Annotated in this window: 13 protein-coding genes; 4 read left to right on the top strand and 9 right to left on the bottom strand. The window is 57.0% G+C overall.

All coding sequences use genetic code 11. The annotated features are described in order from the left end of the window. Positions 1 to 8 precede the first annotated feature (8 nt). The 3 genes from ABJT94_RS10865 to ABJT94_RS10855 form a co-directional block, all read right to left on the bottom strand. The gene (locus ABJT94_RS10865; protein ID WP_127555336.1) at positions 9 to 428 is read right to left on the bottom strand and encodes a biopolymer transporter ExbD; all 420 of its coding nucleotides are present in this window, start codon (positions 426 to 428) and stop codon (positions 9 to 11) included. A gap of 12 nt (positions 429 to 440) precedes the next feature. Next, positions 441 to 1,055: a MotA/TolQ/ExbB proton channel family protein gene (locus tag ABJT94_RS10860; RefSeq protein WP_213677955.1), complete on the bottom strand. Its 615-nt coding sequence runs from the start codon at positions 1,053 to 1,055 to the stop codon at positions 441 to 443. 84 nt (positions 1,056 to 1,139) lie between these two features. Next, complete coding sequence (locus ABJT94_RS10855) at positions 1,140 to 3,365, bottom strand: DNA internalization-related competence protein ComEC/Rec2 (RefSeq protein WP_348475334.1); 2,226 nt, start codon at positions 3,363 to 3,365, stop codon at positions 1,140 to 1,142. A gap of 58 nt (positions 3,366 to 3,423) precedes the next feature. Between ABJT94_RS10855 and ABJT94_RS10850 the strand changes: the two genes are divergently transcribed. Then, positions 3,424 to 3,954: a DUF2062 domain-containing protein gene (locus ABJT94_RS10850; RefSeq protein WP_348475335.1), complete on the top strand. Its 531-nt coding sequence runs from the start codon at positions 3,424 to 3,426 to the stop codon at positions 3,952 to 3,954. A 7-nt stretch (positions 3,955 to 3,961) separates the two neighbouring features. Here ABJT94_RS10850 and ABJT94_RS10845 read toward each other — a convergent pair whose 3' ends face one another. Beyond that, positions 3,962 to 4,648 carry an ABC transporter ATP-binding protein gene (locus ABJT94_RS10845; protein WP_348475336.1) on the bottom strand — a complete coding sequence of 229 codons (687 nt, stop codon included), beginning with the start codon at positions 4,646 to 4,648 and terminating at the stop codon, positions 3,962 to 3,964. After that, positions 4,638 to 5,882, bottom strand: a complete 1,245-nt coding sequence (locus ABJT94_RS10840; RefSeq protein WP_348475790.1) for a lipoprotein-releasing ABC transporter permease subunit — start codon at positions 5,880 to 5,882, stop codon at positions 4,638 to 4,640. The genes ABJT94_RS10845 and ABJT94_RS10840 overlap by 11 nt, the downstream gene beginning before the upstream one ends. Positions 5,883 to 6,035: 153 nt before the next feature. Between ABJT94_RS10840 and ABJT94_RS10835 the strand changes: the two genes are divergently transcribed. Continuing rightward, the gene (locus ABJT94_RS10835) at positions 6,036 to 6,572 is read left to right on the top strand and encodes a PilZ domain-containing protein (RefSeq protein WP_348475337.1); all 537 of its coding nucleotides are present in this window, start codon (positions 6,036 to 6,038) and stop codon (positions 6,570 to 6,572) included. 108 nt (positions 6,573 to 6,680) lie between these two features. Continuing rightward, positions 6,681 to 7,742: an agmatine deiminase family protein gene (locus tag ABJT94_RS10830; RefSeq protein ID WP_348475339.1), complete on the top strand. Its 1,062-nt coding sequence runs from the start codon at positions 6,681 to 6,683 to the stop codon at positions 7,740 to 7,742. Between the two features lie 13 nt (positions 7,743 to 7,755). On the opposite strand, the gene dinG is transcribed toward ABJT94_RS10830, so the two are convergent. Beyond that, the gene (gene dinG / locus ABJT94_RS10825) at positions 7,756 to 9,936 is read right to left on the bottom strand and encodes an ATP-dependent DNA helicase DinG (protein ID WP_348475340.1); all 2,181 of its coding nucleotides are present in this window, start codon (positions 9,934 to 9,936) and stop codon (positions 7,756 to 7,758) included. Between the two features lie 13 nt (positions 9,937 to 9,949). Between dinG and kdsA the strand changes: the two genes are divergently transcribed. After that, positions 9,950 to 10,795 (top strand): 3-deoxy-8-phosphooctulonate synthase, encoded by an 846-nt coding sequence (gene kdsA, locus ABJT94_RS10820; RefSeq protein ID WP_213677962.1) that lies wholly within the window; start codon positions 9,950 to 9,952, stop codon positions 10,793 to 10,795. A 23-nt stretch (positions 10,796 to 10,818) separates the two neighbouring features. Here the strand turns inward: kdsA and ABJT94_RS10815 are convergent, their stop codons facing one another. The 3 genes from ABJT94_RS10815 to ABJT94_RS10805 all read right to left on the bottom strand — a co-directional run bounded on the left by ABJT94_RS10815 (position 10,819) and on the right by ABJT94_RS10805 (position 13,601). After that, on the bottom strand, positions 10,819 to 11,382 hold the full coding sequence (locus ABJT94_RS10815; RefSeq protein WP_348475341.1) for an HAD-IIIA family hydrolase: 564 nt from the start codon (positions 11,380 to 11,382) through the stop codon (positions 10,819 to 10,821). 15 nt (positions 11,383 to 11,397) lie between these two features. Continuing rightward, positions 11,398 to 11,640, bottom strand: a complete 243-nt coding sequence (locus tag ABJT94_RS10810) for a hypothetical protein (protein WP_348475342.1) — start codon at positions 11,638 to 11,640, stop codon at positions 11,398 to 11,400. A gap of 101 nt (positions 11,641 to 11,741) precedes the next feature. Continuing rightward, entirely contained in the window at positions 11,742 to 13,601 is a 1,860-nt protein-coding gene (locus ABJT94_RS10805) for a SurA N-terminal domain-containing protein (protein WP_348475343.1), read from the bottom strand. Positions 13,602 to 13,613 lie beyond the last annotated feature (12 nt).

The following is a 13,613-nucleotide window of genomic DNA, read 5'->3' as shown; positions in this document are numbered from 1 at the left end:
GCCATCGGTCAGGGGCTTTCCGGTACCTGGGTCGCGTAGCTGACCCGATAGAACCCCATTTGACCTACCGCATCAAGCACGTAGACCATCGCCTGGTGCGGTGCCTGGGCATCGCCCGTAATGATGACGGTGGTATCCCGGCTGCTGCCTGCCATTTCGGCCAGCGCCTGCTTGAGAGATTCTGTATCAGAGCGCAGCAAGGGCGTGTTATTCACCGCGTACTGGCCCTGGGCATCGACCTGAATTTCGATCGGTCTTTCATCACCGAGCACGGCCTCACTGCTGCTTTCAGGCAGATCGATCTGCAACTGAGTTTCACGAGTAAAGGTGGTCGATACCATAAAAAAAATTAGCAGGAGGAAAACGACATCAATCAGCGGCGTTAGATTGACCTGCGCTTCTTCCTGGCGGCTGCGTCTGAATCGCATGGGCGGCTCCCGTCAGCTCGACTTGGCATCGGAATGAATGGCATCAACCAGTTTGGCGCTGTCCTGTTCCATGATAACCAGCAGATCATCCACCCGGCGAGTCAGCGCACGGTGAAAAATAACCGCTGGAATGGCCACGCTCAACCCGGCGGCGGTGGTAATCAGTGCCTGGGATATACCGCCGGCCAGTACGCCTGTGTTGCCACTGCCCTGAACCATGATGGCGGTAAATACTTCGATCATGCCCAATACCGTGCCCAGCAAACCCAACAGAGGTGCGATCGCGGCAATGGTGCCCAGGGTGCTCAGAAACTTTTCCATTTCATGGGCAACATGATTGCCCGCTTCCTGAATGGCATCCTTCATGGCTTCACGACCATGCTTGGACGCCGTCAATCCGGACGAAAGGATATAGCCAAAGAGGCTGCCGCTTTTCAGTTCCTTGATCTTAGCCGAATCCAGTTCGTGGTTCTTGATCCACATCCAGACTTTCGGCAACTGATCTTTGGGCATTACCTTGGCCAGGCGCAACGCCCAATAACGTTCGACCGTAATGGCAATGGCGACGATGGAACACAACACAATGGGGACCATCAACCACCCACCGGCTTTAATAATTTCAAACACTTAGCGTACCTCCATAGACTCGGGCGTAATTTACCATACTGTTTCCGTCAGAACATGGCTTTAAAACAGGTTGTGAAATAATTCTCATTTGAACCAGCGTTTCCTAAAGGCCGAGCGGTAATCGTTCAATTGCATGCGCCCGTCTCTGACGATCAGCCTGAAGGTACCCAGGTCCGCCGTATTGTGCAGCGTTCGGTCGTGGCGTCGGGTATAAGCCACCAGATCGGCATTGGGCCAGCGTGGCAGGTGCCTGTCTCCTGAACTGACCAGCAACAAAGCCTCAGGGCTGGCATCCAGAAAAGCAGAGGCACTGCTGGTGCGACTGCCATGATGACCAACAACAATGGCCGCGGCCGGAAATAATTCCGGGCGCGTCTGCAGTAACCAGTATTCTACCATTCGACTGGCGTCACCCGTGATCAGCACAGCCCCTGCAGGCGTCGGAATCCAGATTACGCAGGAGGTGTCGTTGCTGCTGGTCTGCAGAGCAAGCGGGACCGGAATCATTTCAAACGGCAAGGCGTTGTGCCGGGCCCCCGTACGATGGCAATTGCGCCAGCCAGGCCGGCCGCTCAACTGAGCCAATCGATCCGGATTGCCGGACACCCGGCTGGCCCCGGGCCATTCCTGCACGGCCCAATGGGCACCTCCGGCATGGTCGGCATCGGCGTGACTGACCAGGAGCCCGGTGGGCTGAATGGACTCACGCCGATACCAGGGTGCCAGGCGCTGACTGGCAACGCTGGTGCCATCCTGCCACTGACCAGCCAGGTCATAAAGCCAGGTTTGGCCCGGCCACTGCAACACCATGGCCTGACCGTGGCCAACATCCAGCAGCGTCATTTGAAAGGTGTCGATTTCAGATCTCGAGGAAGCCATGGCCATGGCGACCACCGCCAGCAACGGCATGGCAATCCAGCGCACCGGTCGTTCCACGCTCTGGCTCAACCACCACCAGAGCAACACGGTGACCAGACCGATTTGCCACCAGGACCAGGCCGGAGCCAACTGATACCAGGGTGACACCCGCTCAAGCACCGCCAGGGCAATGGCAACCACCCACTCATAACCGCTGACCCAGGCGATGTCTGGCAACAATAGTATAAAAAGTGACCACGGCAGCAGGAGCAAGGTCACCATCGGTATCATCAGGGCATTGATGAACAGCGACAAGGGATGCCAGACAAACCCCATCGCTGCGGTAATGGGGATCATGAGCAGCGTCAGTGTGGCTTGCAGCTTAAGTGCCAGCCAGACGGTTGAATGATCGCGTTGCGACCAGCGCTCGGCGAGACGAACGATGATCGCCACCAGTAAAAAACTCAACCAGGCACCGGTACTGAGCCAGGCCTGGGGTCGAAACAGCGTAATGACGACAGCTGCACACGCCAACACATCGAGTGCATTGAAGCGTCGCCCAACACTCAGGGCGATCAGTGGTATGGCCAGCATAACCCAGGCCCGCAACGCGGGAAATCCAAATCCGGTCAGGCCGACAAAGGCACCGCACAGCAATGCCACCCAGGCCAGTTGCAGGTAAAAGCCCCGGTTCAGCGGTATGCCGGGCAGGAGTAACAAAGCACGACCGAGCAGCACCCCCCAGGCGGCAACCATGCCCACATGCATACCACTGACGACCATCAGATGTTTCAACTGAGTCTGCTCGAACAGGTCGCCCAGATGAGCGGGTAAACTGGAAGACCACCCCAGACTGAGCGCAGACCAGATGGCCCGTGCATCTGCGCTCTGAAACTGCGGTGACGCCCGGTCGTGCAGTCGCACAGGTACACCCGGCTGCTGTGTTACGGTGTGGATCGCCAGCAAGCTGCCCAGGGCATCGATGCGCTCACTGAAATAGTAGCGCGTCGCATTAAACTGACCGGGTATAAGCGCGCCGACGGGTTTTTTGAGTCGAAAATCGCCCCGAACGCAGTCACCCGCGTGCAGGATTCGCCCGGCATCGGCGGTGAACCGCAACTGACGCAACGCCAGTTCGGCAGGCTGATCGGTCACCGTCGCGACGGCGGATTGATAATCGTCGAATACCCGAGCCGGTTGAGACAGGCAAACGACCAGTTCTGCTGTCTTGTGTTGCCACTGAGGGGGCAATAGAAAGCGCGCTTCATATTCCAGCCGCATCAACAAGGTGGCCGTAAAAACCAACAGCAGTAAAGCCAGGAAGGGCCGAAACCAGAGAGTGACCAACACGACCAGTGCGACCAATCCGCTGGCCAAGCCAACACCGATGTAAAACCACAGTAATGGCAGGCTTATACTCAGCACTGCCAGGCTGGTCATACCCTTGACCATATAGAGCTGGCTCCTTTAAACAGGCATACTGTTCGTCTACCTCAAGTGTTAATCATTTATGCCCCGGCGTACCCTGCAAAAATGGCTGCCCCACCCAGATCACATTCGACAATTGCCCGCCCTGCACCGGTTCGGACACTGGTTGCATGAACCCGGGATCTGGCACCTTAACCGGCGCAGTGTCGCCCGGGCCTTCGCTATTGGTCTGTTTGTAGCGCTGTTGCCGATACCTGGCCAAATGCCACTGGCCGCCCTGGCTGCAATATTCTTTACCGCGAATTTGCCCATTGCACTGGCGTTGGTGTGGCTGAGTAATCCGTTCACCATGCCAGTGATATTTTATGGCACCTACTGGCTGGGCGCACAGTTATCCGGCCGATCTGTGATCGCGTTCGAAACAATTCAGCAAAACGGTTGGGGGTCGACCCTGCTGTTGGACCTCTACTGGCCAACTTTTCTGGGCGGGGTTCTGTGCGGGCTGGTACTGGCGCCGCTCGGGTATTTTCTGATCAGCGCTCTCTACCACTGGCGCATGCGCTTGAACCGCCGTCGCCGCAACCGGTTACGGCAACAGCGACGGGGTGAATGACGGGTCGTTAGGCGGTCAACAACTCCAGGTGGCCGCGTTTCAGTACGTACTGTTTCGGCATTTGCCGGGCCCAATCCTGATTGTGGGTCACCACAATAAAACTCGAATCCATATCCCGGTTCAATTCCATGATCAACTCATGAACCTGCTCTGAGGTCGTGTCATCCAGGTTGCCCGTAGGTTCGTCCATTAACACCACAGGCGGGTGATTGATCAGGGCACGAGCGATCGCTACGCGCTGGCGTTCACCACCTGACAGTTCAGCCGGGCGATGCCGCGCCCTGTCTTTCAGGCCAACCCGTTCCAGCAATTGCATCGCCCTCGGTTCACTCTCTGACGCCTTCATGCCCCCTATCACCTGTGGCAACAGGATATTCTCCAGCGCGGTAAACTCGGGCAACAAATGATGAAACTGAAAAACGAAGCCCATGTGCTGATTGCGCAGCAGGGCACGTCGGCGATCGCTCAGACTGGACATGGCCTGGTCGGCCATATACACCTCACCGACACTCGGAGAATCAAGCCCGGCCAGCAAATTAAGCAAGGTCGTCTTCCCGGAACCGCTACTGCCAACGATGCTGACGAGCTCTCCGGGGTCGATGGTGAAATTGATGTCGTGCAACACCTCGACCTGCTCGGGGCCCATTTTAAAAAAACGACCGACGGATTCGCACCGCAACACATCACGATTCATATCGCAGGGCCTCCGCCGGTGAGATTCGAGAGGCCCGCCAGGCTGGGTACAGCGTTGCCAGTACGCTGATTACGAAAGTCGCCCCCGCAATCAACCGTACGTCAGTCCACTTCAATTCAGACGGTATATAGCTGATAAAATAAACCTCGGCATTGAGGAACTGAATGTTCAGCACTTGCTCGAACCAGGCAATGATGTCGGCCACAGACCAGGCACCCACGACCCCCAGAATAACCCCCAGGGAGATACCGATCAGCCCGATGGCCGTGCCCTGAACAATGAATATTCCCATGATCTGACCGGTGCGCGCCCCCAGCGTTCTGAGAATGGCAATTTCACCCTGCTTGTCCGTCACCATCATGACCAGGCTCGACACAATGTTAAACACGGCAACGGCTACGATCATGAACAGCAACAAACCGACCATGCGTTTTTCCATCTGAATCGCCTGGAACAGATTGCCCTGGGTTCGGCTCCAGTCACTGACCAGATAGCGGCCAGCAAGCTCACGCCCGGCCTCGACTCCGATCCGGCGGGCATCGAACAGATCGTCTACTTTCAAGTGAACGCCATCGACAGCATCGCCATAGCGCAGTATCCGACCAAGATCCGTCATGTGAACCACCGCCAGATTGGCGTCCAGCTCCGCTCCTACCGAAAAGGTACCGACCACTTCAAAGCGTTTGAACCGGGGTGTGACTCCAGCCAGGTTGACCGTGACTTCGGGCACCATCATGGTAACCCGGTCGCCAACCCCGACGCCGAGGGTGCGCGCCATAATGTCACCCAGCACGATGCCAAAGCCGCCCTCGACCAGTGGGTCAAGCGAGCCGGATACCATGTGATTGGGGAGAATGGACACGTCTGCCAGGGTAGACGGATCAACGCCATTGATCAGTGCGCCCTTGGTTTGGGAGCGCCCTACCAGCATGCCCTGACTTTCTGTATAAGGGCTGGCACCCAGAACTTGCGGATGTTCTGTGACCGTGTTGACGACGGATTGCCAGTCGGTCATTTCACCCGGTTGCGACAGGGTCGCGTGGGGTACCATACCGAGAATGCGATTACGCAATTCGCGATCGAAGCCATTCATCACCGACAACACGATGATCAACACCATAACCCCCAGGGTCAGGCCGATCATCGAGACGCCGGAAATGAAGGAAATAAAGTGGTTTCTGCGGCGGGCGCGCAAATAACGCAAACCGACCAAAAGCGGGATATGATTCAGCATGGCGGGCATTAAACCACCCTGCCCAGAGCGTGCCAAGATCATTTTGGGTACACTCGGGCTGCAGACAGGTGCTTTTCGTCTTCGTTACACTCATTAACACAATGAGCGGCGGGCAACCTGCCACCAAACACCGCCTTCTCAAAGGAGCGCACTATGGACACTGATCGCCGGGAATTTTTTCGCGTCGCCGATACCGCCTACATTACCGCTACGGCCTTTGATCCGGAGCGCCCGGCCATTGCTGATTACTTTCCTCAACTGCATCAGGTCGCAGTGCTGAAAGAATTTGAGAACGTGGATGCCCAGTTCAGTGAGTTTCTGGAACGCATCAAAGACCCGGCCACGCGCAAATTGATGGACTTGTTCAACACCAAACTGACTCTGATGACCCGCTACCTGCACATTCAGACCACTCAGGCAGAACACCTCCAGGCACAGCCGATCGACATCAGTGAAGGCGGCTGCCAGTGCTGGCTTGAGGGTGCCCACCCGGTCGGGGAGGACCTCGCCCTGGCGATAATATTCTCTCCCAGTTATTTATCGCTGTTCTGCCATGCCCGGGTGGCGGAGGCCATTACCGACGGCTCCGGTACACGGGTGCACCTCGAGTTCCAGGCGTTGAGCGAAACTCAGCGCCAGTCATTAACCCGGCACTTGTTCAAAGTTCAGGCCCAGAGCCGCGGCTCATGAGACCCGCTTGCTGTAACGGAACGTTATTGGTTGCGTTACAGGCAAGCAAAACCCGCCAACTGCCTGTATACTGCCTGCCCTTTTTATTTCAGGCGTGACGAATAATCTATGAGCCAACGCTACCTGCCCGCTGAATGGAATCCGCAGGATGCCATTCTCATCACCTGGCCCCACCCCGACAGTGACTGGGCTGACGCTCTGTCTGATGCAGAAGACGTCTATCTGGACCTGCTGAGTTCACTCAGCCACACTCAGGATGTCGTGATTCAGGTACATGCCAGCATTGATACAGACCGGCTCAAGGTCATGTTCGAACGCGATGGCATCAACCAGGCCCGGTGCCATCTGGTATTGGTCGACGGCGATGACACCTGGGCCCGCGACCACGGCCCCATTACCGTGCTCGAAAACGAACAGCCACTGCTACTGGATTTCACCTTCAACGGCTGGGGCGGAAAATTCGATGCCCGCAACGACAACGCCCTGAACCAGTGTATGGCCGACAAGGGTCTCTTTGCGGCGCCCATGCAGCCTGTCGACTGGGTACTGGAAGGTGGCAGCATCGAATCGGACGGCCAGGGCACCCTGCTTAGCACCACGGCCTGCCTGATGAACCCGAATCGAAACGGTGACCAGCCGCGCTCGGCGGTAGAGACGAAGTTGAAAGCCTGGTTTGGGGTACAGCAGATACTCTGGCTGGAAAACGGCGCGCTCGCCGGAGACGACACCGACGCTCACATCGACACCCTGGCCCGCTTTGCGCCTGAAGATACTCTGGTGTTTCAGGGGTGCCAGGATGAAACCGATGCGCATTTTGAGGCACTCAGGGCCATGAAACACGAACTGGCGGCGTTCACCAATGCGCACGGCAAGCCGTACCGGCTCATTGAACTGCCCTGGCCCGATGCTCAATTCAATCAGGATGGCCAGCGTCTGCCAGCAACCTACGCCAACTTTCTGGTTGCCAATCAGCTCTTGCTGGTACCCACCTACGGCGTTCCCCAGGATGGTGCGGCACTGGAACGCCTGGCTGATGCCTTCCCCGGGCACCGGGTTGTGGGTTTGCCCTGCCGGGCATTGATCGAGCAGTTCGGCAGCCTGCACTGCATTACCATGCAGCTGCCCAAAGGCACTTTGTCGCAATCGTTGCTCGATTCACAGGATCTGTGAGCCGCGCCACCCACTAACGCGGCGCGGGGGGCTCCACTTCCCAGCGATAATCCGGCAGTGACTGACGAACCAGGCTGCCGTATCGCTTGTCGATCAGGCGGCGGTCCATAAACCAGAGCGTGCCACTGTCAGATTCGTTGCGAATCAATCGGCCACAGGCCTGAACCAGCCGAATAATGGCAGTCGGTAAGCTGACCTGGGCAAAGGGGTTCGAACCCCGCTGTTCCAGCCACAAAGACAGGGTTGAAAGAATCGGATCATCGGGTGTCGCAAACGGCAGTTTGGCAATCATCAGGTGCGTCAGGTAGTTCCCCGGCAAGTCCACTCCTTCGGCCAGACTGGCCAGCCCGAACAACGTAGAGCCCTGGCCGCTTTCAAGCCGCTCCCGGTGATGATTGATCAGAGCGTTCTTGGGTAATGCATCCTGCAACGTCACGCGTTCCTGCCAGTCGGCGCTGAGCCCCCGATACACCTCATTCATTTGCTGACGCGACGAAAACAACACCAGATTCCCGGTCGACGTTGGCAGGTATTCCTGCACCGCTTCAATCATCGCTGTGGTGTGCGCCTCGCGCAGGCCACCATCGCAGGCGATCGCTGGTACGCGCGCGATCACCCGTGACTGGTAATCAAAGGGGCTCGACACCTGTAAATACCCGGTGTGGTCTGGCAAACCGGCCTGGAGGGCGAAGCGATTAAAATCACCCGCGATGGTCAACGTAGCTGAGGTCACAATGGCCCCGAAACACCGGTTCCATATATGCTGTCGCAGTATTGACTGGGCGGAGACCGGACTGGCGTTCAACACCAGATCCTGATAATCCGGCAAGTCGATGTTGTCGAACCAGCGCGCCGTCGGCGGTGCCTCTGCCTTGTCTTCCTGAAGCCAGGAAACCACCAGATCGCGCGCCGGCTCGGCGCGCCCCATCCATCGCCCCAGCAGCGGCAGGGTTTGTTCCAGTCGCCCTTTCTCATCCACATCCTGAGAGGCAGACAGGCGCTTGCGAACTGACTCGTCCAGGCGCAACAAGGCCGTGCACAGTTGCTTCAGCGGCTGTTCCAGCGGGGCCAGTAACGCCTGCGTCTGGGTCAGCCAGTCCGGATCATGAACTGTCAGGGTCGACAGATGCCCGTCGAGCCGCTGACGAACCGGCGCCAGCGCCCCCCAGGCATCGGTCAGGCACAGGTGGGCATCACCGATGGCGGCTTCCACCTGATCCAGCAGCCGCTCTTCCGAGTCACCGTAGGCCAGCTCCAGCCTGACCTTGGGCAGTTGCTTGCGCCAGCCCTCTATCTGATTCAGCGTCTGCTTGAACGGCAGCTGACTGGCAAAGTGGGAAAGCCCCTTGTCCGGCAGGTGATGCCCTTCATCGAACACATAGATGGTCTGGGCCGGTGCTGGCAGAATCACCCCACCACCCAGTGCCAGATCAGCCATCACCAGATCGTGATTGGCAATGATAACGTCGGCGTCTTCCAGTTCCTTGCGGGTTTCATAGAACGGGCAGTTCTGAAAATGCGGGCAACGACGGTTCAGGCACTCCCGGTGCGTGGAGGTCACCGGACGCCAAAGCTCATCGTCGAGGCGGTCTGGCCACTGGTCCCGGTCACCACTCCACTGCCCTCGTCCGAATTGATCCAGCATGTCGGTATAGACCTGCAAGGCGGCCTCATCCTCTGCCATCGTCTCCTCAAACAGTGACAAGGCAGTCACCGCGCCTTCCTGCATCTGGATGCTTTGTTCCAGGCGTTGCAAGCACAGGTAGCGCCCGCGGCCCTTGGCCAGAACGGCATTAAAGCTCAAACCGCTGGAAGCCAGAATGTCGGGAATGTCTTTTTGAACCACCTGCTCTTGCAGGGCCACAGTGGCCGTGGCGATAACCAGCCGTTTATCGAAATGCTGTGCGATCGGGATGGCGCTGAGTGCATAGCCAATGGTTTTACCGGTACCGGTACCTGCCTCAACCACCGCTATGGGTGCTGCGCCCTGACACTCGCCATCAGCCGACAGCTCAACCTCAGACAAGGTGCGGGCAATGTGCGCCAGCATGTGCTTCTGACCGCTGCGTGCCTTGAGGTCACGGGCAGTGAGGTACTCGCTGTAGGCAGTCTGAATAGTGTTTTTCAGTTCGGGGGAGAGCATGGGCAGGTTTAGCTTCTCGCGGTCAACGGCTACAATGGCAGCCCAATTCAATAGGGACACTGTTATGCAACAGCGTGCTGTATCTGTTCAAGATCTGGCCGTCGGTAACGACCAGCCGTTTACTCTGTTTGGTGGCATCAATGTCATCGAAAGTCGCGACCTGGCGATGACCATGGCCGAACACTATGTCAGGATCACTGAAGATCTGGGCATTCCCTACGTGTTCAAGGCCAGCTTCGACAAAGCCAATCGCAGTTCAATTGCAGGGTTTCGGGGCCCGGGCCTGGACGAAGGGTTGAAGATACTGCAGGAGATCAAACAAACTTTCAACGTGCCGGTGATCACCGACGTCCACGAACCCTACCAGTGCCAGCCGGCTGCCGACGTCGCCGATGTTATTCAACTGCCTGCGTTTCTGTCCCGCCAGACTGATTTGGTCATGGCGATGGCCAAAACCGGTGCCGTCATCAACATCAAGAAAGCCCAGTTTCTGGCCCCTCACGAAATGGCTCACATTCTGCGCAAGTGCGAAGAAGCGGGCAACGATCAACTGATACTCTGTGAGCGTGGCACCTCGTTTGGGTACAACAACCTGGTGGTCGATATGCTCGGTTTTGGCATCATGAAACAAACCGGTTACCCGGTCATTTTTGACGTGACCCACGCTCTGCAGAAACCCGGTGGCCGCTCCGACTCGGCCGACGGTCGGCGGTCGCAGGTAACGGACCTGGCCCGGGCTGGCATGTCGCAGAAAATTGCGGGGCTGTTTCTGGAATCTCACCCCGACCCGGACCAGGCTAAGTGCGATGGTCCCAGTGCCCTGCCGCTGGAACAGCTAAAGCCGTTTCTGGCGCAAATGAAAGCGCTGGATGACTTCATCAAAGCTCAGCCCGACCTGGTGACAGGCTGACTCACCGATACGGTAGTCGGCTCTCAGCGGTCTGAAGGGTCTCGCCGACGTTCAAAATGAGCGTCGGCAGCCAGGGTGTAAGCCTGCTGATAAAGCCCCTGGGCATTAAGCACAAGGTCCGCCACACATCGGGCTACTCCGTGCCCGCCCTCAACGGTCAATACCACATTGGCCCTCTCCAACACGAAGCTGTAAGCGTCTGCCGGCGCCAGGCTGCATCCGCACCAGGCCATCACCTCCAGATCCACCAGATCATCCCCGACAAAGGCGATCTCATTAGGCGCTAATCCCAATTCCCCAGCCAGCGCCTGCAAGCGCTGAAGTTTATCGTGACACCCGACAAAAGCATGTTTAACGCCAAGGTCATTCAAACGGGCACGAAGTGCGGGACTGTCTTTTGCCGATACGACAGCGACCTCAATGCCAACATCGGGAAGCACCTTTAACGCCACCCCATCCCGAACGTGAAAAACCTTTTGGGATTCGCCATCGGGGCCATAGTACAAACGCCCGTCGGTTAGCACGCCGTCAACATCGAAGGCGACCAGGCGAATGTTCTTTAGCAAGGCGGCATGTTCTTCATTCATGGACAAGTCCCCCGGTTACCCAAACAGATCAAAACTCGGACCGGTGCCCCGGGTGGTCGCCGGGGTATCATCGAGCCAGTATGCGGGCTTGGAAAAGGTTTGCTCTATTTGCCGTGCCAACTTGGGTGTCAGTGCTTTTTTCCCTGTACACAGCCGCTCGGCCTGTACCGGTTCGATGCCCAGGCAATAGGCAAAATCTTCGGCTGTAATGGCATTTTCATCGAGTAGCTGGGTCAGTTTCTGATGCTGTGAATTCATCTCAGGCTCCCGCCATTAAAAAAGGCCGCTCAGGCGGCCTTTGCAATACTCAGTATAGCCGACCCAACGCTTCTGGCGCAGGGGTCGAGCGCCTGACTCCGTTACTGGGACAAGGCGCCACTGATGCGCACGTCGGCAGAGGTACGCAGTGCATTGAAGAAACTCTGATAGTCAGCCTGGCCGGTACGCTGCGCCAGGTAGTCACCCACCGACTGGCGAACATCCTCACTGACCTCACCTTCCGTTACCGACAACACAGCAACCAGATAAACGGTTTCACCAGCGGTAAACCGTTCGACGGTCAGACCATCGGCGGCCGGACGCGGCAGCTCAAAGCTGAACTGCACCAGGTTCGAAGGCAATTCGCTGTTATCGCGATCGATCACAATAGATGAAGCCCAGCGCTCATCCGCAACCACACCTTCCGATCTCACCTGTTCCAGGTCATCAGTCGCAGCCTGCTCAGCCAACTCGGTTGCCTGCTCATTGGTTACAATGTCAACAATCCGGTCTCGCACTGCGTCCAGCGGTTGCACTTGCTCCGGTTCGTAAGCCTCCAGTTGCATAACCGCCAGGCCACCGTTCTCCAGACGAACAACATCGCTGATCAGATCATTGTCGACCACGGGTTCAGAAAAGGCTGCCGTTACGAATGACGCGGAAGCCGCAATACCAGAGGTGCTGTTACGGTTAATCCAGTCAGAGGTTTGAACCGCCGTATTGAACGTTTCGGCAACCTCGTCAATGCGGTCACTCTGAAAAGCAATATCAGCCATTTCTGTTTCAAGCAATCCAAACTCTTCACGCGCCTTGCGCTCGCGTACGGCTTGCTCCAGGGCGTCACGAACGCTTTCCAGCGGCTCGACATCGGCCTGCTCAAGCGTTTCCAGCCGGATCAGATGCACACCGAACTCGGTTTGTACCGGATCGCTCACATCACCGACTGCCTGCAGTTGCTGACCCGCCTCAAAGAATTCATCGACATAGAGGCCTTCACTCAACTCGCCCAGATATCCGCCGTCGAGCGAGCTTCCCGGGTCATCAGACAACTCTTCGGCCAAGTCAGCAAATGATTCACCAGCGTCCAGACGCGCCATGGCGGCTTCAGCTGCTGTCATGGGGTCATCACCCTCTGCAAAGAGGATATGTGACACTTCGCGTAGCGTTTCTGCTTCGGTTTCTGCGACATAGCGATTGTATTCGGACTCTATGTCCGACTCGGTCACCACCATGTCCGGAATCAAATCACTCTGGTTAAGAACAACGTAGCGAACCTGAACCTGCTCCGGGTTCAAAAACTGGTCACTGTTGGTCTCGTAATAAGTCTGAATATCCTGTTCGGTAACGTCGACCTGATCCAGAAAGTCTTCGGCGTTGTAACGGCGATAAGTCACTTCCCGGCGTTGGCTTTCCAGCGCAGCAGAACGTTCGACATCTCGCTCCAGTTCAAAGGCAGAACGAACCAGGCCCGCTTGCATTTGCTCCAGCCGTATCTGGCTGCTCAACTGGGTGCGAAACGTTGTGGGAGTAAAACCGTTGATTGCGATATACCGACGAAAGGCTTCTTCATCAAAGCGGCCATTCGACTGAAACGCACCAATGGTCAGAATATTCTGATTAACTTCTTCTTCGCTGACGGCCAGATCCAGATTAACACTCGCCTGTCGCTGAATTTCTTCATTGACCAGGGCGTTGACGACTGACTGACGGATAAACGACGAGTTCAACAATTCAGGGGTCGCATTTTCACCCAGTTGCTGTATCAGTTGCTGTTGGCGTTCCTGGACCAGTCGCTGTACCTGCACATCGCTGATGCCCTCACCATTGACTTCAATCGGGTCGGAATTGTTTACAATGCCGACGATGGACTCGGCACCAAAAAAAGCAAAGGCAACGACGATAACGGCGACGATGACCTTCCCCGTCACTCCCTTGGCTGCATTACGGAAAAACTGGAGCATTTAGCTTCCCAC

This window comes from Saccharospirillum sp., from assembly GCF_039982735.1.
GTDB lineage: Bacteria > Pseudomonadota > Gammaproteobacteria > Pseudomonadales > Natronospirillaceae > Saccharospirillum.
This window is presented reverse-complemented; position numbering and strand designations above follow the sequence as displayed.

Excerpts from the sequence above, each read along its gene's own strand:
- ABJT94_RS10805 (WP_348475343.1), bottom strand. The coding sequence starts at position 13,601 with ATGCTCCAGTTTTTCCGTAATGCAGCCAAGGGAGTGACGGGGAAGGTC.
- kdsA (WP_213677962.1), top strand. The coding sequence starts at position 9,950 with ATGCAACAGCGTGCTGTATCTGTTCAAGATCTGGCCGTCGGTAACGAC.
- ABJT94_RS10845 (WP_348475336.1), bottom strand. The coding sequence starts at position 4,648 with ATGAATCGTGATGTGTTGCGGTGCGAATCCGTCGGTCGTTTTTTTAAA.
- ABJT94_RS10855 (WP_348475334.1), bottom strand. The coding sequence starts at position 3,365 with ATGGTCAAGGGTATGACCAGCCTGGCAGTGCTGAGTATAAGCCTGCCA.
- ABJT94_RS10865 (WP_127555336.1), bottom strand. The coding sequence starts at position 428 with ATGCGATTCAGACGCAGCCGCCAGGAAGAAGCGCAGGTCAATCTAACG.
- ABJT94_RS10815 (WP_348475341.1), bottom strand. The coding sequence starts at position 11,382 with ATGAATGAAGAACATGCCGCCTTGCTAAAGAACATTCGCCTGGTCGCC.
- ABJT94_RS10830 (WP_348475339.1), top strand. The coding sequence starts at position 6,681 with ATGAGCCAACGCTACCTGCCCGCTGAATGGAATCCGCAGGATGCCATT.
- ABJT94_RS10810 (WP_348475342.1), bottom strand. The coding sequence starts at position 11,640 with ATGAATTCACAGCATCAGAAACTGACCCAGCTACTCGATGAAAATGCC.
- ABJT94_RS10840 (WP_348475790.1), bottom strand. The coding sequence starts at position 5,882 with ATGCTGAATCATATCCCGCTTTTGGTCGGTTTGCGTTATTTGCGCGCC.
- ABJT94_RS10850 (WP_348475335.1), top strand. The coding sequence starts at position 3,424 with ATGCCCCGGCGTACCCTGCAAAAATGGCTGCCCCACCCAGATCACATT.
- ABJT94_RS10835 (WP_348475337.1), top strand. The coding sequence starts at position 6,036 with ATGGACACTGATCGCCGGGAATTTTTTCGCGTCGCCGATACCGCCTAC.